The 25,930-nt window shown below is 38.4% G+C and carries 25 protein-coding genes; 1 reads left to right on the top strand and 24 read right to left on the bottom strand.

Annotated elements, in window-relative coordinates; translation table 11 throughout:
* Position 1: 1 nt before the first annotated feature.
* The 11 genes from C8D94_RS12205 to C8D94_RS12155 form a co-directional block, all read right to left on the bottom strand.
* Positions 2-880 carry a hypothetical protein gene (locus tag C8D94_RS12205; protein WP_115124238.1) on the bottom strand — a complete coding sequence of 293 codons (879 nt, stop codon included), beginning with the start codon at positions 878-880 and terminating at the stop codon, positions 2-4.
* Positions 880-2,310: an MBOAT family O-acyltransferase gene (locus tag C8D94_RS12200; protein WP_115124237.1), complete on the bottom strand. Its 1,431-nt coding sequence runs from the start codon at positions 2,308-2,310 to the stop codon at positions 880-882. The genes C8D94_RS12205 and C8D94_RS12200 overlap by 1 nt, the downstream gene beginning before the upstream one ends.
* A gap of 9 nt (positions 2,311-2,319) precedes the next feature.
* A complete protein-coding gene (locus tag C8D94_RS12195) occupies positions 2,320-3,159 on the bottom strand; it encodes an FkbM family methyltransferase (protein WP_115124236.1) in 840 nt (279 codons plus the stop codon).
* Positions 3,152-4,201: an exostosin domain-containing protein gene (locus C8D94_RS12190; protein WP_115124235.1), complete on the bottom strand. Its 1,050-nt coding sequence runs from the start codon at positions 4,199-4,201 to the stop codon at positions 3,152-3,154. The genes C8D94_RS12195 and C8D94_RS12190 overlap by 8 nt, the downstream gene beginning before the upstream one ends.
* On the bottom strand, positions 4,198-5,373 hold the full coding sequence (locus C8D94_RS12185) for a glycosyltransferase family 4 protein (RefSeq protein ID WP_115124234.1): 1,176 nt from the start codon (positions 5,371-5,373) through the stop codon (positions 4,198-4,200). The genes C8D94_RS12190 and C8D94_RS12185 overlap by 4 nt, the downstream gene beginning before the upstream one ends.
* A 2-nt stretch (positions 5,374-5,375) precedes the next feature.
* Positions 5,376-6,230, bottom strand: a complete 855-nt coding sequence (locus C8D94_RS12180) for a sulfotransferase family protein (protein ID WP_211308919.1) — start codon at positions 6,228-6,230, stop codon at positions 5,376-5,378.
* A gap of 244 nt (positions 6,231-6,474) precedes the next feature.
* A complete protein-coding gene (locus C8D94_RS12175; protein ID WP_170134773.1) occupies positions 6,475-7,530 on the bottom strand; it encodes a glycosyltransferase family 4 protein in 1,056 nt (351 codons plus the stop codon).
* A gap of 1 nt (position 7,531) precedes the next feature.
* Entirely contained in the window at positions 7,532-8,293 is a 762-nt protein-coding gene (locus C8D94_RS12170) for a class I SAM-dependent methyltransferase (RefSeq protein WP_115124232.1), read from the bottom strand.
* 1 nt (position 8,294) lies between these two features.
* A complete protein-coding gene (locus C8D94_RS12165) occupies positions 8,295-9,677 on the bottom strand; it encodes an asparagine synthase-related protein (RefSeq protein WP_115124231.1) in 1,383 nt (460 codons plus the stop codon).
* A gap of 338 nt (positions 9,678-10,015) precedes the next feature.
* Complete coding sequence (locus C8D94_RS12160) at positions 10,016-11,206, bottom strand: glycosyltransferase family 4 protein (RefSeq protein ID WP_115124230.1); 1,191 nt, start codon at positions 11,204-11,206, stop codon at positions 10,016-10,018.
* Positions 11,203-12,207, bottom strand: a complete 1,005-nt coding sequence (locus C8D94_RS12155; RefSeq protein ID WP_115124229.1) for a glycosyltransferase family 2 protein — start codon at positions 12,205-12,207, stop codon at positions 11,203-11,205. The genes C8D94_RS12160 and C8D94_RS12155 overlap by 4 nt, the downstream gene beginning before the upstream one ends.
* A gap of 112 nt (positions 12,208-12,319) precedes the next feature.
* Between C8D94_RS12155 and C8D94_RS12150 the strand changes: the two genes are divergently transcribed.
* Positions 12,320-13,216, top strand: a complete 897-nt coding sequence (locus C8D94_RS12150; RefSeq protein WP_170134772.1) for a sulfotransferase domain-containing protein — start codon at positions 12,320-12,322, stop codon at positions 13,214-13,216.
* Between the two features lie 5 nt (positions 13,217-13,221).
* On the opposite strand, the gene C8D94_RS12145 is transcribed toward C8D94_RS12150, so the two are convergent.
* From C8D94_RS12145 to C8D94_RS12085, 13 genes are all read right to left on the bottom strand, one after another.
* The gene (locus C8D94_RS12145; protein ID WP_115124227.1) at positions 13,222-14,079 is read right to left on the bottom strand and encodes a glycosyltransferase family 2 protein; all 858 of its coding nucleotides are present in this window, start codon (positions 14,077-14,079) and stop codon (positions 13,222-13,224) included.
* 229 nt (positions 14,080-14,308) lie between these two features.
* Positions 14,309-16,159 carry an asparagine synthase (glutamine-hydrolyzing) gene (gene asnB / locus C8D94_RS12140; protein ID WP_115124226.1) on the bottom strand — a complete coding sequence of 617 codons (1,851 nt, stop codon included), beginning with the start codon at positions 16,157-16,159 and terminating at the stop codon, positions 14,309-14,311.
* Between the two features lie 3 nt (positions 16,160-16,162).
* Positions 16,163-16,912 carry a class I SAM-dependent methyltransferase gene (locus tag C8D94_RS12135; RefSeq protein ID WP_115124225.1) on the bottom strand — a complete coding sequence of 250 codons (750 nt, stop codon included), beginning with the start codon at positions 16,910-16,912 and terminating at the stop codon, positions 16,163-16,165.
* On the bottom strand, positions 16,913-17,929 hold the full coding sequence (locus C8D94_RS12130; RefSeq protein WP_147278549.1) for a glycosyltransferase family protein: 1,017 nt from the start codon (positions 17,927-17,929) through the stop codon (positions 16,913-16,915).
* A gap of 78 nt (positions 17,930-18,007) precedes the next feature.
* The gene (locus tag C8D94_RS12125) at positions 18,008-18,844 is read right to left on the bottom strand and encodes a polysaccharide pyruvyl transferase family protein (RefSeq protein ID WP_115124223.1); all 837 of its coding nucleotides are present in this window, start codon (positions 18,842-18,844) and stop codon (positions 18,008-18,010) included.
* Entirely contained in the window at positions 18,835-19,722 is an 888-nt protein-coding gene (locus C8D94_RS12120; RefSeq protein WP_115124222.1) for a hypothetical protein, read from the bottom strand. Before C8D94_RS12120 ends, C8D94_RS12125 begins: the two co-directional genes overlap by 10 nt.
* Positions 19,713-20,489, bottom strand: coding sequence for a putative nucleotide-diphospho-sugar transferase (locus tag C8D94_RS12115; RefSeq protein WP_115124221.1), 777 nt, complete (start codon positions 20,487-20,489; stop codon positions 19,713-19,715). The genes C8D94_RS12120 and C8D94_RS12115 overlap by 10 nt, the downstream gene beginning before the upstream one ends.
* Positions 20,490-20,521: 32 nt before the next feature.
* Positions 20,522-21,358 carry an FkbM family methyltransferase gene (locus C8D94_RS12110; RefSeq protein ID WP_115124220.1) on the bottom strand — a complete coding sequence of 279 codons (837 nt, stop codon included), beginning with the start codon at positions 21,356-21,358 and terminating at the stop codon, positions 20,522-20,524.
* A gap of 12 nt (positions 21,359-21,370) precedes the next feature.
* Positions 21,371-22,657, bottom strand: a complete 1,287-nt coding sequence (locus C8D94_RS12105; RefSeq protein WP_115124219.1) for an ABC transporter ATP-binding protein — start codon at positions 22,655-22,657, stop codon at positions 21,371-21,373.
* A complete protein-coding gene (locus tag C8D94_RS12100; RefSeq protein ID WP_115124218.1) occupies positions 22,657-23,514 on the bottom strand; it encodes an ABC transporter permease in 858 nt (285 codons plus the stop codon). Before C8D94_RS12100 ends, C8D94_RS12105 begins: the two co-directional genes overlap by 1 nt.
* A gap of 53 nt (positions 23,515-23,567) precedes the next feature.
* Entirely contained in the window at positions 23,568-24,365 is a 798-nt protein-coding gene (locus C8D94_RS12095; RefSeq protein ID WP_147278548.1) for a sulfotransferase family 2 domain-containing protein, read from the bottom strand.
* Between the two features lie 7 nt (positions 24,366-24,372).
* A complete protein-coding gene (locus C8D94_RS12090) occupies positions 24,373-25,362 on the bottom strand; it encodes an SDR family oxidoreductase (protein WP_245946316.1) in 990 nt (329 codons plus the stop codon).
* 37 nt (positions 25,363-25,399) lie between these two features.
* Positions 25,400-25,762: a four helix bundle protein gene (locus C8D94_RS12085; RefSeq protein ID WP_115124215.1), complete on the bottom strand. Its 363-nt coding sequence runs from the start codon at positions 25,760-25,762 to the stop codon at positions 25,400-25,402.
* Between the last annotated feature and the right edge of the window lie 168 nt (positions 25,763-25,930).

Raw genomic sequence — 25,930 nt, 5'->3', positions numbered from 1 at the left:
TTTACGGTGTTTCTGAAAAATAAGTTTCCATAAAAATTTCAGTAAAACGTTTAGCACCTTTTGTGTTCAGGTGTATCTGGTCGCTAAAATAGCTGGGCTGCTTTAGGCTATCTGAAAAGTTTGTGTAATTGGGCAAAAACGTATCCAATTTTTCAATATCGCCTTCAAATTTATAATAGGGAGCCGTAAAAAAGTAAAGCTCAATATCGCGCTCTTTGCAATAACGTACCAAGTTTGTGTAATACAAGTTTTCCGCGACCAGGGGTACATCTGGGATAAAGTCTTTTTCCCCTTCCAAAACACCGTAACGGGGCATATATCCTTTGGTACTGTTGTAATTGTAACCAGTACCAAACAGTGAAGAGAACACTTCCCGAAGTCCTAGCCTGCCACCAAATTTCTGGTAACGGTAAAAGGGAATATATCGATAGGCCTTATACTTGCTCCCAAAATCCTCAAAATGTTCATATACCCCAGCTTCATTGATGTAGGGCATCCACACTACTTCACCTATGGGATCTGGAAAATCCTGGCGGTATTGGCTGTCTACCTGCACATACACCGCTTTGGTATCGCCATGTTGCAAAAATTCTTCTAGCAGTGCCTGCGTTTCAATTATATTGCAGGAATTCATTCCCAGATTGTATCCTTCCTTTCCGGTTTGTGCTTCAATCAGGTTTGGTTTTAGAGTGTAATTGGCTCGTGAAGAACCCAAAATAATATAATCTAATTGGGGCCTATTTTCTAAATCACGCACCCACATTAATTTGTTCCTGTAAGCCCCTGTATTGAACACAACAGTATAAAACAAATCCAGTACGAGCATACCCGAAAGGGTGATTGCCAAAAGGATTACTATGTATTTTACAAACGGCTTCATTAAAATTTGAAATAAAAGAATTGTTTTAGTTCCTCAAAATTGCCCAGGCACACAATGAACAGGATAACCAATCCCGTTCTCAAGTATTCAGGCTTGGCTGAAAACAGCGGGAACTCCTTGTTGCGGTTGTACCACTCCCACCATAATAGCAATAACAATAAGGGCAACATTTCAAAAGCATATCTATAAATCCCCAACATACCTTGGTACACCGAAAATTCTGCTATTTTTCCCAGATAGGCGAACGCATCGGCCAGGGTTGGGGTTCTAAAGAACACAAGCCCAAAGGCAATCCCAGCAAACACTAGAGACATCTCGAAAAAGGCCCGTAGACTGGGGAGTGATCTGGGGGTCACATTCTTAAAGGAATGAATGTTAACGGTTCTGAAAATGGAGGGCATAAAAAAGAACCCGTACAACAGCCCCCACACCACAAAATTCCATGAAGCACCGTGCCACAAACCACAGAGCACAAACACGATCAATACGTTTCTAGCTTGAAGCAATTTACCGTGTCTGCTCCCTCCTAGCGGAATGTACACATAATCTCGAAACCACGACATCAAGGTTATATGCCACCGGCGCCAAAACTCGGCCATACTTCGTGAAAAGAAGGGATATCTAAAGTTAACGCTCAACCTAAAATTGAACAAACGTGCTGTACCAATTGCTATATCGCTATACCCCGAAAAATCGCCGTACACCTGAAAGGTAAAGTAAACCACTCCCAAGACAAGGGTCAAACTACTGTACGACTCATAATTATTGAAGATCTCGTTGGCATACTGTGCGCAATTATCGGCAATGACCAACTTTTTGAACAGTCCCCAAACAATCTGTTTTATTCCAATCACAGCTTGATCCCTATGAAACGTTCTTTTTTTGAAAAACTGCGGTAATAGGTTTGTAGCACGCTCTATAGGCCCTGCCACCAACTGTGGGAAAAACGATACGAAAGCGGTAAAAGCGACAAAGTCCCTTGTGGGTTGCATTTTTCTTCGGTACACATCTATGGTGTAACTCAATGTCTGGAAGGTGTAGAACGAAATACCCACGGGTAGGATTACATGCAACCTGTTTACTGTAAAGCTACTGCCAAAGAGTGAAAAGGCATCTACAAAACTATCCAGGAAGAAATTATAATATTTGAAAAAGCCCAACAGGCCAATATTCACGACAATGCTAACAAGTAAAAACAGTTTTCGCCGTGCTTGCCGTTGTTCTCTTTGCAATGCCAGCCCCACGCCATAATCCACAACAGTGCTAAAGAGTATCAAAAATAAAAAACGCCAATCCCACCATCCGTAGAACAGATAACTCGCAAGGACCAACAGTATATTCTGGGCCCTTAGGTTCTTACCAAATACAAACCAGTACAGTATAAAGACTATAGGCAGGAAAATGGCAAAATCTAGTGAGTTAAAAAGCACTGTTTAAATTTAGTTAGGGACACAAAATATATTTAGGGGTAATTCTTTTTGCATATCAAAAGTATTTAGTTCCATATTGAGTATGGTATAATTTCTTTGATTGAAAAATTCTAGTAAATCGGTATTCCCATTGGTTTCCACTACAACGATGGGCTTTAATCTAGCAAGTATTTCTTCTGCTCCTTGTAGGATGTCCAGCTCAATACCATCTACATCTATCTTTATAAAATCCAATCGTTCAAAATCCATGAAATATTCGTCTATGGTAATCATTTGGATGGTAGCCTTCGATTTTAATTGCGCTTCGCCCACCTCGCCCTCTTTGGTGTTGGAAGTTGTGCTCGCCAGCGAGATCGCTATACTACCCTTTTGTTTTCCCACAGCTACGTTTGTGGGCGTAATACTATTTTCAAGCTTGTTTACGGCAATGGACTTCTGTATCGCTGCAAATAAGTTGGGGTGTGGCTCAAAAGCATACACCTTTCCTTGGTTACAAACGGTTTGGGACCAAACCAGGCTCAAATAACCAAAATTGGCACCTACATCTGCGATTATATAATCATTTGCCAATCTTGGTCTTGACTGCTGTAGGATTCGAATAGAATTATTGAGCAACCTTGTTTCTATGCCTTTTTTTTTGGCTTTGGTCGCTATTTGAATGGAACTAACAAATTGAAACGATACTTCATACTTTCCATAGCACTTTTCAACAGGGACCTGTAACTCCCTAAACCCACTTTTGGTCCTAAAAAACACATCGCGCAGCGGCTTCAACACCTTAGATTTGCCCAAGCTGTTTCTATACTTCTTTGGGATTATGTTGTATATGTATGCTCTCAACTTATTCACCTAAAACTGTTTTAAAGAAACCTCCTATTCGTAACGTATCCAACCAAAGCTTCCTGTTCTGTAATTGTAGTGCTTCAAATTGGGCTGCACTCAAATAATTGTGAAAATCCAGTACCTTCTCGGCAACTCTGTCTCTTTCACCATACGGCACCCAAACCACGTGTTGTTTCCAGTCGATTTCTTCGGCCAATGGCAACACACAATCTGTGTCTATAAAAATAGGGATTCTTCCCATAGCCAGCGCTTCGTAAAATCGAACCGAAAAATTTCCCGCCCCTCGTACGCAAACCACATAATCGCTCTGTTGCAGATTCTCGTAAAACTCCTGGGTGGTTTTTTTGCGTTCTAGATCATTGGCGGCACCTGCCCTGTATTTGTTTCGGTAGATGAAGTTAGAAGTTACCCCTTGGGCCTCTTCAAGAGTTTTTAAAACCGAAGCCCGTAGGTACGATGTGGACAATAGCTGTTGCGATGGTGCCCTGCTGAAACCTGATTTCGATTGTACATTTCTACCCAGTGTCCTAAAGTATTCCTTAGCGGCATTGAACAAGGAAGCATTGGCCTGCCCACAAAAGCCTACCACGGGTTGTGGTGTGTAGGGTCTCACTGTAATTTGGTCTGTGTTGAACTGTGCCTGTAGTGGATCTTTTATAAAAGCAGGATAGCCCTTATGGTTTGCTGAAAGTTTAGCGCGTTCCCCACTGTGCCTAAACACCACTAGGTTGGGGTATTCCTTAATGTTAACCCCAAAATCGCCCGTCATAAACGAAAGCACCTTTTTTCCTCTCATAGCAGCACCTTCGACCGCTTTTTGAGCTTCCGTGAGTCTTTTTTCAGAACTGTAAAAATTCCAGGACATGGGCAGTACAACATAATCTGCTATTTCAATTGTATCCACAAATTTTATGTCCTTTTCTGAAATACCATACTGTTCCATTCGGGTGGTATCATTGTACCCCTCCCCTTTCTCGAAGGGTTTTAACAACGGAAAGATATGCCTCCGTTTGGGATGTACCGTTAATGGGACAAAAATTTGAATCATTGTGCTTCCGTATAAAATGAAACAAATTGTTGTTGTTGCTGTGCAATAGTGAAATGCTTCGCCACCCGCTGTGTTGCTTGGGTGGAAACCTTTTCTTTTTCTTCCGCAGAAAGTTGCACTACTCTTTGAATGGTGTTGGCCAAAGCTGCGGTATTTTCAACAGGAAACAACCATCCCGTTTTACCATCAATAACATTTTCCGGCAATCCGCCCACATTACTGGCAATCACTAATTTCCCTAAAGCCTGAGCTTCCAAAACAGCATTGCAGAATCCTTCATTTATACTGGGCTGTACATAAACATCGGTTCTTTCCAATAGTTCCAATGTTTTTGAATGGTTTAATTTGCCGTGGAAAACAACTTCATCTGTCAAGTTTTCCTCGTAGGCGTGATAGGTGTACCGCTCCGTATCCATAATACTTCCCGCACCAATAAGGTGATATTGAAACTTAAACCCTTGCTTCTTCAACCTGGCCAGTGCAGCTATGGCTGTATCCAACCCCTTGATCCAGTTAAGGCGGGCAATGGTGGCAATCTGTAACGTTTTATTGTTTGTTTCTGAAATGCTAGGTAACAAATCCATAGCCACTGCCGGAGTAATGATTTGATGCGGAATTGTTACAGCGAGTCCTAAATCGATGGCTTTCTCATACAAATACGTAGAGATACTATGTACTTTGTCTAGTTGTTTCCACAGCACATCATAACAACCTGGGTGTTTAACAGGGTATACATTCAAATCGAAACCCCGGAAACTCACCGCCATCTTTGCCCCGATGGCTTTTGCAACAAGCTCGCTGCCCAATGCTTGGGTGGCAAAGCCAAAATGCAACCAATCCAGTTTTGCCTTCAGTATATGTGAGTTCAAATAAATTTTCTTGAAGAGTCTCCCCCAAGGGGTTCCGTGGGACCGTTCCAGTTGCACAAACTTCTTCACACTCCCAAGATGAGGCAACAGCCCAATAAAAACCCAGAGCATCTTCAATAGTTGTAACGGTGCAACGGCAAGTACGCTTGGTGCTGTAACCACCTTGCACAGGGTAAAGGCAGTAGGCTGTTTTTGTACAAACAAGTGTACTGTAATCCCGTGTTCCTGCAACCCCTTTATCTTGCTTGTGAAAAAGGTCTCTGAATAGCCCGGGGGTTGTGAGAGTACAATACCTATGCGCATGCCTAAGGATGTTGTCTTGGGTAAAAGTGAGCTCCAAAGGTATCTAAAATAGCATTGATTTGCTGGAGTTCGTCATTACTGAATTGTTTTGCGTGTGTTTCAGGCGTTATTATCGTACTCTTGGGGTGGGTTTTGGAAGAAGGTTTGGTGTACTCGGTCGCAACGTTTGCAAGTGGTTCCAGGTTAAAATCGGAACACAGTTGCAGGAAAACACCTATGTTGTTTCTAAGGTCCTCGTGCCTAATGAGTCGGTAATTTTTACTTTCGGCTTTTTGCGAGGTAATGGGTACTACGTTTTCAATACACCAACGTATCGCCAACTTTTCTAAAGGTGCATACTTACTTTCTTCTTTAAACTGAAATTGGAATTCTTCACGAAGCAATTCCACAAGTGCTGCATCGTTTGCAAACCTACTTAAATCGTACAACCACGGAAATTTTACGCGTTGTTGTGAGTGGAGCACATCATAAGGGTTTCTAACGATATGGACCACAGGAATTCCAAACTCCTCTTGCATATAGGGCGCCGCAAGATTGCACCGTACAAATTTGATAACATACTTTTTGGGTATAAATGGCCAGAGGTGGCGTTTCCATTTTCGGTTACTGTTCTGGGCGATCCAATCGTTATCCACACGGTTGGCAAATACCTTTTTTAAGTATGTATATCCTTTTTTAAAACCTTCTTTTTGGGTGACCCATCTATCACAGAGCAAATGTCCGTTTGGGGTATTGTACTCGTGTTCAGGCTCAAAAAGGCTACGGTAGCGGTATTGTTTGGCAATGGTTTCGGCCAGCCAGCTTGTCCCGCTCCTGGCAGATCCTACAATGATGATATGTTTGTTAAATTTTGACATATTATCTTTTAAAAGCTTTTTCTGAAATCATATCATACAGATTAAAATAATTACGCTTCTCTTTTTTTACTGTTGCTTTCCTCTTTGTCATACCTCTTTCGCAGGGAGCAAGAAAGGGAAATCGACGCAGGAGATTCACGAACTCCAATAAAATATTAATCTGTGAGCTAAGCAAAAATGCTAGGCTGACCAAAAAAACATACGTTCAGAAAATTTAGATTTAAACTTTGTATTAAATATAAAATTAGAACTCTCTTTTCAGCATGGAAAGATACAATTGTTTATAGGCATCCACTTCTTTTTCAATACTGAAACTGGAGATGATCCTTGCTCTTCCTTTTTTACCCAATTGTGTTCTCAATGTGGGATTTTTATACAACTGAAGCAATTGTGAAATCAAAGACGCTCTGTCTTCAAAAATATAGCCCCCAGCTTCATCTTTCAGTAAAAACTGTGCCCCACCACCCGAATTGGAGGAAAGCACCGCTACCCCACACGCCATAGCCTCCATAATTGAGAGGGGCAATCCTTCGTTCTTACTGGGCAATACCAGAACATCAAATGTTGCCATAGCTTTTGGGATATCCTGGTTGGCAATATAGCCTTTACAAGCAACCCGATTTTCTAAGTTATGTTTCTTTATAAAGGAGTCCAATGTTACTTTATATGCTTCGTTGCCCTTTCCGTAAAAATGTACGCAAACCGTTTCAGGTAGTTCCAGCAAAGCCTTCAGTAGCAATAGTTGGTTTTTGTTCTCCCCTAGTACGCCTATGCAACCTATCACGAAGTTTTCAGTGCTTTTTGTTGACTCCAAAGGTTTAAAAATTTCAGTATCAACTCCGTGGGGAATAAAAGAGGTTTTGTGTTTCAGTAAAAAATGTGAGAAAAAGCGTTCCTGCATCTCTGGGTTGTTGTACACCACATGGGAAGACAAAAAACTCTTCGCAAACCAGCGTTTGGACCACGCATTGTTCTTTTTTGTATATAGGTATTTTACACCGGCTTTCCGGCTGGCCAGTGCTTCAATGCTGTTGCTCTTGTAATCCCAGGAATGCACCAAATCTATTTTTTTTTCTTTCAACAGTGTAGCCAACTGACCGATGTACGATCGCTGGCCCACTGCTTCCGTTATATGCAGTCGCTCTTCAGAAGGAATTTCATCTGGAAAAATATCCGGAAACTTCTCTACCAGCACGTATGGTTTAAATTTGCTTCGGTCTATACGTTTGTACAGCTCCAACAGCACATACTGGCTACCAGCAGTTTTAAAATTGGGGATGGTGTAGAGAATGGTTACCATACTACAACTTATTTTTCCAAACATTAAAATCGAGCAAATTCAAATGCCGTGTTCTGTTGTTTTGCAAAATATCGTACCCAAAATAGCGGTTCTCTATTTTTTCTAAAGCATTGAAAGCCGGAAATTGTTTTCTGGAGAGTACAGCTACTCCCCAATCGGTATCGAAACAGGCACTGTACAAGGAAGGTTCATGCCTAAATTTGTAATACGCTTTCCAGGTAGTTCCGTTCCAGTTGTGTTTGGCGGGTGAATTTTTAAAGTTGAAACATTCGCGCTGGTGGAATTCGGTAGGCGGGTTACAATCGTGAAGGATTATCACGCCATCTTTTGAAAGATATTGTAGGCTATTTTGTAGATCCTTTTCAACTTGATCTGCTGTATGTAAACCATCTATAAAAATTACATCAAATTGGATGTTCGAGGGGATAGTGAGGGTTTCACTCCTCAATTTTCCAAAAAAGACATCTGAGGTCATCTTGAAGGTAGCTGGGTTCTCTTTAAATTCCAATCCCGGGTCTACCGAGTATTTATTTTCACAAGCTATTTTGTTGAAGTTGTGGTCTGGATTGCGAACACCGATCTCAAGATATTTGGTACCCGATAAGGTTTTGATAAAGAAATTGATGATTTCTGTTCGTGATGGTTCCTTTTTCAACTCTTTGCGTGTTGCTATTTGTGCTTGGGTAAAAAAGGGGTCGTTCACAATACGCTTTCCCTCTCGAAAAAACTTTTTATACTTTCTATAATTATCCAAAAAACCCATATTATTTTAATAATTTCATTTTAAGTGACAAGGTAAGCAACATACTCAAAGGATGCGAATAGTGTACGGGATCTATATTTTTAAAATTGTTATAAAATCTAGCCAACAAAGGTTTTGAAATAAAAGGGTGCATATTTTCAGAAAAAAGATATTGCTGTAGCTTTTCGTCATTTTCCATCCCTACGAACTGCAATTCCCAATTGCGCTGTACGTAAGGCTTCCCCAAAGCCTTTTTGGTTTCCCGCTTCAATTTTTGAACCGCACGGTAGGGTATATTCTTAGGCGACGTATTCTGCTGAAAGGTATACAGATTATAGGGTTTGTGTTGCTCCCAGGTGATTTTCGCCAATTTTGGGTTTCGTTTTTTTATGTACGCAATTTGAAGCATTCGATCCTCAAGGTGTTTTTCGGGAACCGTGCAGATAAACTGGCACATCCTATCATCAAAATACGGCAACGTTATGGGGTGTTGTTCCTCAAATACCGATAGGTTGGTGTTGGTCCAGCGCGGTGCCCAGTACAATGATTTAAAGGCCCTGATTTTTGCGCCCGTATCCTGAATATCGATTTTTTGGAGCAGTTTTGATACCCTTTGACGCAGGTATGCCTCAAAGGTATCGGGGAGGTTCCATTGCTCCCACAGGGCGTTGGCCAGTTCCATCCCGCCTTTTTTAATTATTTTTTTTAGCAGGTATTCCAGCTCCTCTGCTTCGGTAAGCTGTTTGGAGGTAGGTGTATCGAACAGTACATCGCCCCAATGTCCTAGAGAAAATATATCACCCATCTTCTCATATTCATCAAAAATTGCCATTTGCCGTGGGTGGGTAAACTCGCTATAGCATTGGTTTATGGCGGCCAATTGTTCTATGCAATCCCATAGATATCCCTTTTCTATATGGTGTTCGGTAAAAGTGAGGTCGCAGGTTTTTGCAATTTGTTTGCCAATGGCAGTTTCGGGATAACCACCTTTAAAATCGTAACTGTATGCATTCACGTCTTTTCCCAAATGGTGTAATGCCGTTGCCTGTGTGCGGCTGTCCAACCCACCGGAAAGTGGGAGTATCACTTTTTTATCCCCCACTTGCTCGTCGATGATGGTTTCAAAAAGCTGGGTGAATTCTTCTAAGGCATCTTCAAAAGCAAGAGCTCTACTAGTCTTGTGCCAATGGAACCAAGGCGTACTCTTCACAAAGAAACCTTCCTCATCTATTTCATTTATAGAAGCTGGCGGCAGCACCATTAAGTCTTTAAAATAGGTGTCGGTATCCAGAAAAAAACCTGTGGCAACAAATACGCAAATAGCCTCCCAATGAAACTCGTGAGGTGCACGCACCTTCACATAACTAGGTTTAGTGGGTATGATAGGAGTTTTTATGGTGGGCAAGGTTGCTGTTGATTTGGTTGGGTTAAATATAGTAATTTTAGATGGTGGAAAACACCCCCCTTCTTATGCCTTCCTCTCACTCGTGCCTCATTCGTCGGAGGCAAATCGAGGGGGAATTATCCAATTGTGCCCTTGAGGATTATTTAAAGTTAAAATATGTTTTGACTGAAAGTAGTGAGCGCAGCCGAATGATTGCCCCCTTGAGGGGGGGACCTTAGGGGTGCTACAGCCCAAGTTGAATTTAGAAATCAATGTAACATTGTACCTCCCCTCCTTGTGCCATTCTCTCGCTTCTAGCGTCGCTCGTCGATGACAAGGGAGGCAGGTCTAAGGGGGATTCAATCCTTACTAAGCACCTCATCATACAATGCTTCCATAGCTGCAACCATCTTTTCAGCACCGTGCTGGGCCATCACTTTGTTTCGGGCGTTTTTTCGTTGTTCGTTAATGACTTCCAAGGGTTTTTCAGCGAAAGCTACCACGGCCTCGGCAATGGCAGCGGCATCCCGGGTAGGAACCAAACTACCGGTAGTTTCCTCAATCAATTCTGATACCCCACCGCAATCTGTCGCAATAACGGGGAGGCCTGTTGCCATGGCTTCAACGACTACGTTGGGAAGTCCTTCTTTTATGGAAGGAAACACCAATACATCGCTGGAAACCATAGTTCCATATACTTTTTCTTGGGAGATTTTACCGGTCAATAGTATTTCAGTATTTAATGCTAAACTATTTATCCTGTATTGTAGCTCTTCATTTCCTTGCCCTCCAATAATAGTATATGTAAACTGAATTCCTTTTTGCTTTAAAACAGAACACGCTTCCAACACATACGAATATCCCTTCACCCAGTGGGGCCTACCAACCGAAAGGAGCCGCAATGGCATATTTTTGTTATAATTTTCCATAAAAGGAAGTGCTTCAAAATCGAACCCGGAGTAGATTACCCTATCTATTTTGTTAGGACTATCGTACATTTTGTTGCTTACTGCCACCATCGCCTTTGAAACGGAATGGAACCCATCTATCTTGGGATATATGTTTTGGAGGTAGGCAAAGTTTTCAGCATCCACAAAGGGACGGATATTATTTTGATAGCCTCGCTGACTCAAAACCACTTTGATTCTTTTATCTCTTAAAACCGATTCACACCACGGCAGTAACGATGGCCATTGCACGTGAAAAATATCAGGCTGTAACAGCCGTAGGGCCGTATCTAGATTATACTGCTGGAGCTCTCGCTTTTTAAGACCGAAAAGCAAACGCATATATGATAAAAACCTATTGAAATCGCCTCGCTGGAAAAGTACTTTAAAAGCGTATCCCAAACTTAGCCAAAGCAATCTCATTGTATTGGCACTACTTCCCAAGGCAATGTATTGAACCCTCGGTATTTTTTGCTGTATGTCCTCATTGAACCCTAAAACCGAGATTTCATGCTTTTCAGAAAGTCCCCCAATAAGCCTGTTGATAAAGGAAGTGGTCTTAAAACTACCGTCAAAAATCGCTATGTGCAACCGTGGTTTCAATGGGCCTTTATTTTTTGTTGAAAGACTTGTTGCACGGAGGTGATTTCTTCCAAGGGAGCTGGATCTCTGGATAAAAGCCACAAATACTTATTCTTCAATAGTGCCGTAACCTCTGTTCGGGAGAACATAAGATTATTTTCAAAGTATGTTTTTAGTTCGGTTTCGGTCTTACCGCTTTTGTTCACCACATCACGCAACAACAGTTTTATGCTTTCTACACTGTTCCCGCTTAAAAAGGTATCTGGATGTTCAGAAAAATTTGTGAATTTCTTGATAAAGTCTGCCGCATCATAAGCGTGATAATGTAATACCAGCCCAGCCTTAACCGATGTTACTTGTAAACCATCCACTTTTTTGTAACGGTGCACGTTGTGGGGAATAACATCCTTTCCAATGCGTATGGCTCCCTTTCCCATAGTTTGCCCATACCAATAGGGAAATTTTTGCTGTTGTCCCGTAAAAGGGTTATCAAGTTGCTTGGTGATATTTTTGAACCTGCTACGATACGTAGGAGTTGTCTTAAAGAGTGTCCCTTCGGAAAAAACATTGTGTATAGAGATCTTATGCTGCAAGAATTCGCGGGTTTGCAAATAAACAATCTCCACTTGGGGGGGAATAGTATCAAAAAACTGGGGCAAACCAATAATCTCTGTAGTATTTGGACAAACCAGTTCGTCTGCATCCAGTGAAACCAACCAGCTTATACCCATTGCTTTACATTCTTGCTGCGCATCAAAAGTGTTCAGGCATTGGCGTGCCGTATGATGCTCATCTGCTTGGGAAGTGAATTTTTCCAGATAGGTTAAGTGCTCGTATTTTTCTGGAGAAACCGAATCTTGGAGGGTCACAAAATCCAAATCTGAAATAGCGGCTTTTCCCCCATCGGTAGTACCATCAAAATACACGAAAATATGTTCGGCCCCTAGTGCCCGGTGGTACAATAAATTTTGCCTCAACAACCGTTCTTCATTCTTTACGGTAAGAACTAATGCTACTCTCATAGTGGTACTACCATCGTTTATACAAAGGTGGAAAAAAAATTGGGGCTGGCTATATATTTTCAGCTTGTTTTATAAAAAACTATAGTACCTTGCCTTAAATTATTCCATACAGGTGGAGCACAATAATATTCTCATTACAGGAGCGCATAGGTCTGGTACTACTTGGACGGGGAAAGTCTTGGCCACGGCCACAGAGCTACGTTATGTACAAGAACCGTTTAATGTTGCCATATCTAGATACAAACAACCCTTCACGCAATGGTACAAATATGTGTCGGTCCATTCCCCTGCCCACGAACAAGACCAAGTACACAACTACCTTAAAAAGTTCACCTCCCTACAACCCAAGCACCTCTTTACTTCCTTGACAAAAGCAAATTCCTTAAAGGGTTATTATTACGCCTTGGGCGACATAAAAAACCGTGTTACACACCGTACCCTTTTTAAAGATCCGCTATTGCTTTTTTCGGCACCATGGTTCCAGGAAAAGATGGATAGTAAGGTTGTGGTATTGGTTCGTCACCCAGCAGCTTTTATAGCAAGTTTGAAGGTAAAGGATTGGCAATTCGATTTTACTAATTTCCAATCACAACCCCTTTTGATGGAACGGGAACTTTCCTCTTTTGCTTCTGAGATCGAAGAATTCGCCACAACTAAAAAAGATATTGTAGCCCAAGGAATAGTGCTATGGAACATCCTGAACCATTACGTGCTAAAGCGTGGATCTGAGAACTTACCGGGTTGGTACTTTTTGAGACATGAGGATCTTTCCACCCAACCGGTTGTTGAGTTTAAAAAGCTTTGCGATTTCCTGGATATTGAATATTCGAACAAAATGCACGCTAAAATAATTGAAACCACTACGGGCAAGGGACCCAAGGAACGGCAAAGGGATTCAAAACAAAATATCTCAACTTGGAAAACCCGTTTAGAGCCAGAAGAGATAGAACGCATTAAAGAAGGCACTCAGCCTATTTGGCCCCACTTTTATACTGAAGAGGATTGGTAACCCTTTTAGCGACTCCTATAATAAAGCCATAGTATTTTAGCATACGTAAAGGACATCTTTTGATTTCTGGACAATCTATCACGCACCCTTGCAAAAAAACGATCTATATAGGCTTTTCTTACAGCTGAATCGAGCGTTTCAGTATCTGAAACATAGTTTATAAAGGATACGTGTTGCCTAAAGTAGTTTGAAAGATAGTGTATCCCCTTTTGTGCCAGATTGGACACCCCGGTCCCCTCTTGCCTAAAATAACTGGTGGTGTGTTCATTCTTTACAATACGCTTTCCCTGGAAGGCCTCATAATAAAAAACCCGGTCCCCTATTAAACTGTATTCGGTAAATGTAAAGCCCTCGACATCTTCTTTAGGAAGTGCTTTAAAAACCGTGGCACTAACATTAAGGATGGGGCAATACAATAAGGAGTCATTGGTGAGTATTGTTTCAGTATGTTCCATAAACACGGGATGCGGTATTTCCTTTTGCACACCCGTAGTATTAAATGTTTTTGTTTGGGCAACGGCAACACTAGCTTGTTCTAGATGTGCTATTTGGGTCTCTAAGAAATTGAGCGCGCAGGCATCATCACTTTCTGCAATCCAGACATAGTCTCCCTGTGCCAGTTGCAATCCCTTTTCCCATTGTTTAAAGGGGGAGCCTGTGTTTTTCTTGTTCAGTATAAAATGAGCTGTCTTGGGGTGGTCTTTGTACACGGTGAGCAGCTCCAGACTTGTATCGGTAGAGGCATCGTCCAAAATTAGCACCTCAAAATTTCTATAGCTCTGGTTATAGATGCTGTCCAACCGTTCCTGCAAAAAGGCAGCATGATTGTAGTTGGGTAAGATAATACTAACTAATGTATTCAAGACAAAGTTTTATTTTTTCTCAATTTAGATTTCCCATCCTGCATTAAGATATGCCTTAGTCATATTGATGGACTCTTTTATGTATCCTATGTATATAATAAGAAAATAATTTTATGTCATAGTTGTTAGATAATATGAATAAGATGACTTTTCTATTTTATTTAGTTTTTGGTTTTCATAATACGTAGGGTCATCATTTACTTTAAAATTCAAAATATACATTGTTTATCTAATCGGAAACGTGAATAGATGCCCATTTTTGCCAGGCATATATATGCCAAACTCCCCATGCAGCATTATGTTTACCATTTAAATAATTAGTGACAAATTTTCTGACTTCACTTACATTTATAGTTTCGCTACCATAGAAAGGGGTTTCTAAAACAGTTTTTTCTAAATCTTCTCTCAATACACCTTTAAGCCAAGTATCAATAGGTACAGTAAATCCTTTTTTGCTAGTTTGTATTATTTTTCTTGGGATAAAAACCTGAAGGCATTTCTTTAGAATTGATTTTAAATCATCCGAATCATTAAATGAAAGAGGAAAATACTTCCAAGAAAAATCTATACTCTCTTTATCTAAAAAAGGAACACGAACCTCGAGGCTATTGCCCATACTTGCACGGTCCACCTTTATTAGAACGCGTTGCATGTGTCCATAGAACTCGTTCCATCGTAACCAATGTAAAAGGTCTTTTTTTGAAGCTATGCTATTATTCCTGTAAAGCGAGTTAGTGGCATTAGTTAAATTTATTTTAGGGAACATTTTTTCGAGTTCGTTTGGAAAAATTTGGTGATGCCTTGCCAATATCCAATCACCCATTGTTTTATAATAGTATGGCCCAAAAGTTCCTGTAAAACCAATTTTATTTGATAGCCTTATCAATTGTTTGCGTAGTCTAAATGGAACTTTAAACCAATTTCGGTTTTTTAATGTTTGAAGCATTCGTTGATAACCAAAGAAAAGCTCATCTCCGCCATCACCAGATAACATAACGGTATTTTCTATTTTAGCTTTTTTACAAATTAAGTACGTAGGAATACTAGAATAATCTCCAAACGGTTCGGAATAAAATTTGAAATGCTCATCTATATGACCTATAATTTCATCCTCACTTATACGTATTGATTGCTGCTTTACACCCAGTATGTTGGCATATTGTTTTGCTTTCTCGCTTTCGTCAAAACGTAGGTCGTCTACGCCTACTGTATAGGCTTTTAAATTCTTGCTTTGGTTATGGGCAACAGCAGAAACGAGTGGGCTGTCTATACCTCCACTAAGAAAACTAGCTAAAGGTACGTCACTAACCATTTGTCGAGCTACAACATCTTCAAGGAGTTTATTGTAAATTTCTGAATTATCTTCTGAAGTTTCATCTATTTTAGACACTTTTTGTTTGCTTAAAACACAGTAGCTTGAACGATTTATTTTTCCTTTTTTGGTAATCTCAAGAAATTCGCCCGGATTTATTTGATGAATTTTATTATAAATCGTATTTGGTGATGGCATATAACCCAAACCAAAGTATTCTTTTACTGTAGATACATTAAGAGTTAAGTTGCCAGAAAAGAAAGGGTGTTTGAAAATCTGGTCAAATTGTGACGCAAAAACCAACCCTTTATCACAAATACCATAAAAATGCGGTTTTATTCCCGCAAAATCTCTAGCCAAGAAAACACTCTCTTTGCAAACGTCTACAATGGCTAAAGCAAACATTCCATTAAGCAATTCTATAGTACTTGAAACACCTATGGAATCTAATAAATGTAGTATCACTTCAGTATCTGAAGTACTCGATAAGTTTTTTAATTTATATTTTTTTTTAAGCGATTGATAGTTATATATCTCTCCATTAAAAACAATGTGGTAACGGTTGGAAGGACTAATTTTAGGTTGATTTCCGGCCTCGGTTATATCTATGACAGCCAATCTATTAAATCCCAATTGAAATGTTTCTTCACAATTAACTTGAGAATGATCTGGTCCCCTATGCTGTGACAAGCGCAATAGATTTTTGAACACTGTTGTCTCCGTGGTAGGTGTATCTTGAAAACAGAATTCTCCTAAAAATCCGCACATAGATTATTTTTTTTCAAAAATAGCCACAATACCACTAGAAAAATAGGGTGATGGATATTTATTCAATATTTTATTTAAAAACCTTTTAAACAAAAATCTATGTATTTTGCATATAATTTTTTGAATAGGATTCAGTTTTTGGTGCACTGCGTGTGGAAAGTCCCCGAAATATTCTAATTTTCCTATTATGAGATCATTTCTTTCTGCAAAATTCTTGAATACTCTTTTCCGCATAGATTTTAGATTGTGAATTTTAAGGTTGCGACGATCTACTAAATATTTATAAAAATATACATATCCTTTCATATTGGGTATCATAACATATAGTTTTCCGTTTTTTTTCATGTATTTAACATGAAGGTCTAAAATTTCTTCGAAATTATTAAAGTGTTCTATAAAGCCGTTTGAAAGTACATAATCGTACGATATTTCAGGAGTATAGACTGTAAAATCTTTTTGAAGAATAGTAAAGTTTTTCACCTCCATAACCTCAAACATTTCTTTGATTTTATCGGTGTCTGAGTTATAGTCTAAAGAAGTTGGTGCCAAATTATATCTGGAGGCTAAATAGGCCAAATACCTTCCTGGGTAACCCCCAATTTCTATAATTGTTTGTTTCTGTTTGTTCTTATCTATAAAACTATTCCAATAATGATCGTAGTATGAGCAAACATTTATAATGTTTCTTTGGTTAACAGTACCCTTACTGTAGTATGCTTCCCAATAGTCTTGGGTCGTGAGTTTATTGCCCATTTAGCTATTATTTATAAATTTTACTGTATTATTTACAATACTGGGCCAATTAAATGTGTCCCTCAGTCCTGATAAGTATTCTAAAATCTTCCGTCTATAGTTTTCATTATCAAATATAAATTTTTCTAAGTTGTTGGGTTGATTGTCTTGAGATAGAAACAAGGGGTACCTCTTGCCTAAATATTCTGCAATATCTCCAACATTATTTGCAATTATTGGGGTTGTAGTGGCAATACACTCTAAGACTAAGTTAGATGCTAGGCAATATTTTTGGATCAAGATAACTGCTTTACATCTTACGTATAATTCCTTAAGTTTTGCATCTGATATTCTTGTTTTAATCACTTCTAGATCAAGTAGACCTTCATATAGATTGTAAATGACTTTATTGTCTATTAAAACAACAAACCTTGCAGTATTGTCGAGGTATTTAATTTGCTTTATGAGCTGTATTTGCTTTTCATGATCCCTGTTGCTAACACCTATTATAAGATAAAAGTTCTTGAACTTCAAAGTATCATTTTCTTGCCAGTAATTAATATTAATTCCATGTGGAATAGTAATTTGGTTAGGATGATTCAGCAGGGTCAATGATGAAGATAAAGTTATAATTCCATCAAACTGGAATATCAAATTTTTTTCATAAAAAGAAAATTTTTGACTAGTTTCTATGGGCCAATGGAGGGTGCCGAAAAGTTTTACTTGCTTAAGACCAAATTTTCTTTTCAGCAGAGGTAATAAAAAAGCATCTTTATCTGCATATAAATAAAAGATAGGAGCTCCTGTCAATAAAGCTATAAAAAGTGCTTTAATCTCTTCGCTAATGGTAATTTTCAAATAGTTTTTAGGTAATTTTAATTTTAAAACCTTCAATACTATTTTGGCCAGCAATTCATTTCCAGTAATGGGCTTAAACAAACTGCTGTATTTCACGATCTGCTCATAGCCAGTATTTTCACGTATTTCCTTCCTTTTTTGGAGGTTATAGCGATTAATATAGTATATGTTTTTGCTCATATGTAGCACTATAGTTTATTATACTTAAACTATTTTCGTTTTAAAATTTAATTGCAGTTTTTTAAAGCCTTTCTATTTTTAAAGAATAATTCCTTCTTCTTTTAATTGTTTTTTACCAGGGAAAAAAAAATCTTCTCTTCCAATTTTTTTGGTCAATTTGGTTGGTTTATCTTTTATAAAATTAGCAGCATAGATGTTCGCTATAGGTTCGGGCTGTTCAAGCCCTACAGACAGGTAGTAGTCGCGGTATTTAAATATAGGTTCATTTGATTGTGGCTCTACAAAAACACAAGGCTTATCTAATGCGTGACTGAAAATAATCCCGTGGAGTGAAGAGGAGTAAACCACCTTTGCCTTCATAATTTCCTTGGCAATTTTTTTCGGCTTATTATCTATATCTATCACTTTTAGGCTTTTGGGAAATTTTCCCTTATAAACTGCCTTGTCTTGATAATGGGGTAGAAAGACCACTTGCTCTTCGGTATTTTGGGTAGTGTTTAAATTATAGACTTCCTTTATGAGTAATCCAGGATCGTATTCAAATTTTATTTGAGATAGATCCGTCCCGGATTTTTCAAAGAGAGATTTAGTTAATGGCCCTCTTACACCATAAACTTTTAATGAGGCCAATAGGTCCTCCATGTCTTTCATATCGTTACCTTTCCAGCCTATTCCATTTATAATATCTCCTTCTTTAATTTTTGTGGCAATAGAGCCTACAAGTAAAAGTCGGTTGCCTTCATTTTTAATGTTTACGGGTTTTTCTTGATACAAATAGGTAAGTAGATCTTTATTAAATATGTCACCTGCATTCCCAAATCTAAACATAAGCCGATCTGGCTTAAAGAACTTATACTTATAATATTTATATAGGGAAACGTTTCTTTGAGTCCAATAATAAGTTCTTAGAGCCATAATTTTTTTTTGTTTACTATTACAATGTTATAATCTATATCATTAATACCATAGCCTAATATTAATTTATTCTGGTAACGATATAAGCCAGAAAAATAAGAGCAAGATATAAGATTCTTGTTAAATTTAAATTTACTTCCCAATAAGGATTCAAATGAGTGTATTATTGGTATAGAACGAACAGAGACAACTACGGGGCCACTTGTTTTTAAAATCGCCATCTTCCCTAAATAAAGACGCTTCCGCTTACGGTACAGCTTTTTATGGGCTATGAAACCATAGCCGTTCTTCACTCTTATCAGAGGTGTTCCTATAGAGTGATTTTTGAGACGTTGTGTTGGGTCGCAAAAAAAATTTTTAAAAAATATTTTATTTTCTGAAACTTTATCTAATTTCAGGATTTTAAGTGGGTCAAGACTGTAAAGCACAAACATTTCTTCTTTTTCTTTAAAAAATGCCCAGTTTTTTTCAGTTTTAATGCGGTCAGAGTAGATACATTCGTAGTAGTTTTTTATCAAGCTTTTATCAAGCTGGAACAGAATAATGGAATTTGACCCCTTAATGGCGTCTCCAGAGTTAAAAGTGCCATAAACCTCTTCCTCTAAAACAAAGAGTTTTGGATCAGCCACTTTTACTAGTTTTAAACGTGAGCAGAAGTAATGAGTTAAATTTACCTCTTGCACTTCTTTTTTATCATTCCATACAAACAGGAGTGCTAAAATTGAATTGGATTCTTTACAAAAAGCACGAATTGCCAAATAATGATTCTCCCTTGAGATAACTAAGCTAGGGTTGAAAACATAAGCATACTTATTTAGAGTTTTTTGTACCTGTTTTGGTAAATTATACTGCTCATTGTTCTTTAATCTTACAACCATCCTTTTATCTTTCGATTAAGCTTATATAATAATGATACAGGATTTTTTTGCACATCATCTTTGTTATAACTTGGTTTGACCACAATATTATATTCAACTAACTTGGTATTGGGCACCAATGAGGGGTGAATATTTAAATTACGCTGTATCCGTATATAATTTTTTTGCTTGGTTTTTCCTCTCCCAGTAAAATGTAGAACTAAAGGTTTATGTACATCTACATCAATTAAATTTTCAACGCGGCTATTGAATTTTTTATAATCATACAAATCCACCTTATTCTTAAACCGTTTATCTTCCAAAAGCAAATATATCATTATATCTTGATCGCCATTTGTAAAGTATCCTAGGGACTCATCCCACCAATTTTTCACTGAATCCATTTCGGTTTTTAAAACAGTTTCAAAAAACAGCTTTGACAAATCGTTTACCCTTACAATAAATTGCCCAGACGATAAAACGGTCTTAAGCTCTTTAAAATTAGGGCTCTTGCAAAAGGATATAAAAGAATCCCCTTCCGGGCGGTACTCCATTATATCTTTTTTAAAATCAATAAAGAATGCATCATCATCTATCCAAACCAGATAGTCATAATGATCAATAATGCTTAATATATATACTATTTTATTGAGGTAATTGTTCTTTGTAGTAGTTGGCCAATTACAATGTACGTAGGAATAGCCAAAATGATCTGCATAAATTTTATGGTTTATGTACGATTGAAACTCAGTAACTGGGTATCTACCGGATAGTATGCATACGTTCATTTAATTAATTTTGCAAATTGAGGGATATTTCATCATTTAACGAGGCCTGAAAATATCTCTTTAATTGTCATTTGATCTTTCTTGGTAAACAAATAATTCCTATGTGCAGAAGGTTTTTTGAACCATCCCATTTTCTTAATTGTAAGACTGTCCTCGTCAATATCGTAAAGCACATAGCCTGAGGGAAACAAATTCTTGACTTTTTTTATATCCTTAAAATTATTTACCTCTATCAGAACATCTGGACTATCATTGATTAATATATGTTTCAAACCTCCTAAAGTACTCAATTCGGCACCTTCAACATCTATTTTTATAAGCTGTACCGAGCCATTGACCTTAAGATCGTCTAGTTTGACAGTCCTTATTTTTTTTTCTAGGTCATTTATTTTATTGGGTACTAGTCCAGCAATGGAAGACATAATTCCTTCCTCTTCATAAAAATAAAAAATAGATTCACCATTAAAATCAGTACATGCAGCTTGATGGATCTTTACATTATTCACCTCATTAATTTTCATATTTTTTTTTAGACGATTTATACAGTTATCCTGAATATCAAATGCGTGGATTTCACACTTTTTTGCCTTTTTTGATGCAATAATAGAATAGATACCCGAATAGGCTCCAATATCAAATATGATACCCTTTGGTATATTCATAAGCAAATCAGACCACAACAATAAACTTGTCAACTCCCATCCTTCATAATTTGTCCAATGAAGTTCCTTCACAACACTATCGTCATTCTGAGAATACATTTTAAAAGGAATAATCCCCTTTATATTAATTGGAATCTCTCCAAGTAAAGGGTTTTCTTTCCAGAAAGCTTTCTTTTCTCCAATACGTAATTCCTTATAGTTTTTCATCGCAAATATTTGCTATTGTTCAACTTGCCATTTAGCTTCAGCAAAAACAATACTGTTATATGTTTTTCGTTTTGTAATTGGGTGAAAGCGTTCGTTAGGCTTTCCTGGTAAAATTTCAAAAGAAATAAAGTCACGCTTATAATCCAAAAGTTCTTTACCATCTAAAAAACTAATAGAAACTTTATAGATTGTGTCTAGTAAAAATAACTTATTTGTAGATATATATATAATTAAATCATCTTCTAGCCCCTTAGGAAGTGGTTGTTCTATAAAATCATTGCTTCTCCAACAAATAATGCTAGTATTATTTGAATCACTCAACCTTAAACTAAAAATTGGATTTCTAATTTTATGATTTACCTTTATAGTTGTTTTAAAGGTAATTTTTTCTCCAGATTGAAACGAAGAGGAAATTTCTTTATTTTTATTTAAAACCTCGAATCTAGAGAACTTTAATTTAAAAACATTCTTTCCTCCTTTAAAGTTTATAAGTCCTGAAGAAGTTTTATATTTTTCTAAATATTTATCAATTGCCTCATCGGTTTCGCCTTCAAAAAAAGTTTTACCGTTTTGTAGGACAACAACCCTAGTACATAGACTTTTTATTGCTGTCATGTCATGGCTAACAAACAATACTGTCCTGCCCTCCCCTTTACTTATATCCTGCATCTTTCCTATCGCTTTTTTCTGAAACTCCGCATCACCTACCGCTAGCACCTCATCTACCACCAAGATATCGGGTTCTAGATGGGCCGCTACGGCAAAAGCCAGGCGCACACGCATCCCGCTACTATATCTCTTTACGGGAGTATCAATATACATTGTACAGCCAGAAAAATCGATAATCTCTTCTTCTTTTCTTTGTATCTCGGTCTTGGTCATCCCTAGTATGGCTCCGTTCAAATAGATGTTTTCTCGACCTGTTAACTCGGGGTGGAACCCGGTTCCCACTTCCAAGAGGGAAGCTATACGCCCCTTTGTTTTTATAACCCCTGTTGTGGGGCTGGTAACGCGGCTCAGGATTTTTAACAAGGTAGATTTTCCTGCACCGTTTTTCCCTATGATCCCAAGTACTTCCCCTTCTTTAACTTCAAAATTAATATCACGTAGTGCCCACACATAATTTTCGGTCGCTTTTGCACTTCGATCATTTTCAGCACCTACTTTCAAATAAGGGTCTTCTTTCCCTAGGATACGAGCTATAAATCTATTGAAATCATGTTTTACGGTACCTGTACCTACTAATCCCAATCGGTATTGCTTGCTTATGCTTTCTGCTTTTAAGATTACCTTTGCCATTATACAGTATCTATAAAATTCTTTTCGGTTCTATTAAATACAACTAGTCCTACCAAGAACAGGAAAACACATACGACCAGTGTATATATAAATCCTGTCCAAGTAAACGTGCCTGAATCTAAAACCATATATCTAAAACCCTCCACAATTTGCGTAACAGGATTGTATTGTACAAAAATTGCTACAAAATAAGGAAACTTGGCCTTTGCCTCGCTTAAAGGGTACGGCACTGCCGAGAGGTACATTAACAATTGTACGGCAAAATTTATGAGTACCTGCAGGTCTCTATATTTTGTAGTAAGAGAAGACACTAACATACCTACTCCCAGCCCCAGAAGCGCCATCATGATAATATAAACAGGAAAAAGGGCTATATAGCCATTTGGGGTAATCATAGCTCCAGTACTTATATAATACACATAAAAAGACACCAAGATCAAAAGCTGTATACCAAATTTCACCAAATTGGATATAGTAACAGACATAGGCATGATTACCCTAGGGAAATATACCTTCCCAAAAATACCTTGATTCTTGGCAAAAGTATTGGAAGTACCTGTTAAGCATTCTTTAAAATAATTCCAGGCAGTAATCCCAGTAAGATTAAATAAAAAAGGAGGTATTAGACCTGTGCTTATGCTTCCAAGATTATTGAACACCAACGTAAAGATAACCGATGTAAACAAAGGTTGTATGAAATACCAAAGTGGACCTAAGATGGTTTGTTTGTAAACAGTGGTAATATCACGTTTTACGAACAATAGCAACAAATCTCTATACCGCCATATCTCATTGAAATTGAGGCTTAGCAACTTCTTTTTGGAGGAAATTTCATATAGCCATTTCTCTTCTGCCATAGGGATGCAATTTAAGGTATCTGCACAGGATTCACAACTAAATTAAATGTTGTTTAAAATTGATAGCCAAATCGATCTATAATGAAAGATTCGCGCTTGGAGACCAGATCTTTTGTTTTGGTATCGTAATAACCCGTATAGCTGTTACGAATGGAACTGTTACTTTTTGCAGTGGTTTCTTTTAACACTTCTGCTATGGTAGTTTCATTTGCACCAAGTACATCAGACAGGGACAAAATCGTCTCATTGATAGCTTCATTTTTTATGATAACGTCCATAAACGAATGTTCCCCATAAAAGGTGCTTACATCTTCCGTGGAGGTAATGGAACGCAACGACTCATCAGAGTTGTATGTGTACAATCGCAAAAACCGAAATGTTAGGAAGCCCGCGAAGGAGGCCAATGGATAGTTGGTAAACCCTTCGGTAACTTGTGTGCCCTTATTGTCGAGCAATAACAGTAACCATTTCCTGAAATTTTCCACCTTGTACGGGTCGGAATATAATTCCTCCCATAAAGCCTTATTTTGTGCAAAGAGCCGGGGGTTCTTAATTCTATTTTTTAAGGAATAACTTTTTTGCTGGGTTAGCTTATGGTATAATCCCCCTTTTTTCATGCAACCAAATGCCCATAGCGAAACGTACCAGTCCCAAGGGTTACGGATATTGCCCAGCTTCTTTTTGGAACGGAACCCTATTTCTTCCAGTTTCCCCTTGTCCGTATTAAAGTAGGAATTGTGCTGCCCATAGCGTTCGGCAGTTTCACCCTCCAACAAATGAAGTATTTTTCGAGTATGGCTACAGCCTGTCTTGTGTAGTTCAAGATAGATATAGGAATCTGTTATAAGCATATACCTCTTAATAAACGTTTTTGCTGAATTGCTCCCAAGTTAACAACAGTCCATCCTTCACCGAAAACAACGGGTCATACCCTATCAAGCCTCTAGCTTTATCGATATTGGCCAGGGAGTCTCGCACATCACCTTTACGGGGCGGGCCGTAAGTAGCTTTTAATTTTTTATCTGAAATTTGCTGTAAATTTTCCCACAGTGTATTTAAGCTAATGCGCTCCCCAAAGGCAACATTAAAGACTTCGTTTACAGCTTTATCTCCTGCAAACAATGCTTTTATATTGGCCTGCACGGCGTTCTCTACAAAAGTAAAGTCACGGGTTTGTTCACCGTCACCATGTATGGTTGGTGATTTACCGTCTTTTAGGGCTTGCATAAACAATGGGATTACCGCTGCATACGCTCCCGTTGGGCTTTGGTTTGGGCCAAACACATTAAAGTAGCGTAGGCCAATGGTTTGGGTTTGATAGGTTTTGTAAAAAACATCTGCGTATAATTCATTCACCAGTTTGGTTACTGCATAAGGCGATAATGGTTTGCCAATAGTATCTTCTACCTTGGGCAAATTTTTACTATCGCCATAGGTACTGCTGCTAGCAGCATACACCAGGCGCTTTACGGTATCGCTTTCTTTCTGGGCGACCAGCATATTCAAAAATCCCGACACGTTCACATCGTTAGAAGTGATGGGGTCGTTGATACTCCGGGGGACGCTTCCCAAGGCAGCTTGGTGGGAGACGTAGTCTATTCCCTCCATGGCACGCTTACAGGTTTCCAGATCCCTTATATCGCCTTCCACTAATTCAAAAGCCGGGTTGCTTTGAAACGCTGAAAGATTTTCCCGAAACCCCGTAGCAAAATTATCCAGCACCCGTACTCTCTTAGCATTGTATTTCAGCAAATACGCCACCAGATTGGAACCGATAAAGCCTGCGCCTCCTGTTACTAAGAATGAATAATCTGAAAGGTCTCCGGAATGGTATTTAGTTTTGTACACGTGTTTTAAAAGGTTTAGGGTTGTTGTTTGTTGTGTGTTAAGGTTTCCATTCTTTTTCAACATATTTCAAAAAAGAAAAAATCTTAGCACCTAGGGTATCGTATTTTTTTAATAGGTCTGAAACATCAATTTCTTTATAAATTTCCTGGATCATCTCCAATTGTGAAATACATTCTAATAAGGAGGCGTGGGCATAGATTAAAAATTTGATAAAATCCTTTTTATACTTTCTCCTACCATATCCTTCAACGATATTATCTTTAATAGATTTTGACGATCTACGTATTTGGCCTCCTTGTTCATAAAGTTCGTGCGAAGGTAACGATAATGAGATTTTATGTACCTCAACTGCATACTCAAAAGCCAATCTATAAATGTCGAGATCTTTATAGCTTTTCATATAGTAATCATTTTAAACCATTTTCCACAACCCACAACCCACAACCGACAACCGACAACCGACAACCCACAACCCACAACCGTCAACCCACAACCGACAACCCACAACCGACAACCCACAACCGTCAACCCACAACCCACAACCGATAACCGATAACCGATAACCACT

The sequence above is a fragment of the Marinirhabdus gelatinilytica genome (genome assembly GCF_003353425.1).
Classification (GTDB): domain Bacteria; phylum Bacteroidota; class Bacteroidia; order Flavobacteriales; family Flavobacteriaceae; genus Marinirhabdus; species Marinirhabdus gelatinilytica.
Note: the sequence above shows the minus strand (reverse complement) of the source record. Positions and strands in the feature narration are given on the sequence as shown.

Bases quoted from the DNA above. Each gene is read 5' to 3' on its own strand.
- C8D94_RS12205 (WP_115124238.1), bottom strand. From the start codon at position 880: ATGAAGCCGTTTGTAAAATACATAGTAATCCTTTTGGCAATCACCCTT.
- C8D94_RS12190 (WP_115124235.1), bottom strand. From the start codon at position 4,201: ATGATTCAAATTTTTGTCCCATTAACGGTACATCCCAAACGGAGGCAT.
- C8D94_RS12185 (WP_115124234.1), bottom strand. From the start codon at position 5,373: ATGCGCATAGGTATTGTACTCTCACAACCCCCGGGCTATTCAGAGACC.
- C8D94_RS12180 (WP_211308919.1), bottom strand. From the start codon at position 6,230: ATGTCAAAATTTAACAAACATATCATCATTGTAGGATCTGCCAGGAGC.
- C8D94_RS12175 (WP_170134773.1), bottom strand. From the start codon at position 7,530: ATGGTAACCATTCTCTACACCATCCCCAATTTTAAAACTGCTGGTAGC.
- C8D94_RS12170 (WP_115124232.1), bottom strand. From the start codon at position 8,293: ATGGGTTTTTTGGATAATTATAGAAAGTATAAAAAGTTTTTTCGAGAG.
- C8D94_RS12155 (WP_115124229.1), bottom strand. From the start codon at position 12,207: ATGAGAGTAGCATTAGTTCTTACCGTAAAGAATGAAGAACGGTTGTTG.
- asnB (WP_115124226.1), bottom strand. From the start codon at position 16,159: ATGTGCGGATTTTTAGGAGAATTCTGTTTTCAAGATACACCTACCACG.
- C8D94_RS12135 (WP_115124225.1), bottom strand. From the start codon at position 16,912: ATGGGCAATAAACTCACGACCCAAGACTATTGGGAAGCATACTACAGT.
- C8D94_RS12130 (WP_147278549.1), bottom strand. From the start codon at position 17,929: ATGAGCAAAAACATATACTATATTAATCGCTATAACCTCCAAAAAAGG.
- C8D94_RS12125 (WP_115124223.1), bottom strand. From the start codon at position 18,844: ATGGCTCTAAGAACTTATTATTGGACTCAAAGAAACGTTTCCCTATAT.
- C8D94_RS12120 (WP_115124222.1), bottom strand. From the start codon at position 19,722: ATGGTTGTAAGATTAAAGAACAATGAGCAGTATAATTTACCAAAACAG.
- C8D94_RS12115 (WP_115124221.1), bottom strand. From the start codon at position 20,489: ATGAACGTATGCATACTATCCGGTAGATACCCAGTTACTGAGTTTCAA.
- C8D94_RS12110 (WP_115124220.1), bottom strand. From the start codon at position 21,358: ATGAAAAACTATAAGGAATTACGTATTGGAGAAAAGAAAGCTTTCTGG.
- C8D94_RS12105 (WP_115124219.1), bottom strand. From the start codon at position 22,657: ATGGCAAAGGTAATCTTAAAAGCAGAAAGCATAAGCAAGCAATACCGA.
- C8D94_RS12100 (WP_115124218.1), bottom strand. From the start codon at position 23,514: ATGGCAGAAGAGAAATGGCTATATGAAATTTCCTCCAAAAAGAAGTTG.
- C8D94_RS12095 (WP_147278548.1), bottom strand. From the start codon at position 24,365: ATGCTTATAACAGATTCCTATATCTATCTTGAACTACACAAGACAGGC.
- C8D94_RS12085 (WP_115124215.1), bottom strand. From the start codon at position 25,762: ATGAAAAGCTATAAAGATCTCGACATTTATAGATTGGCTTTTGAGTAT.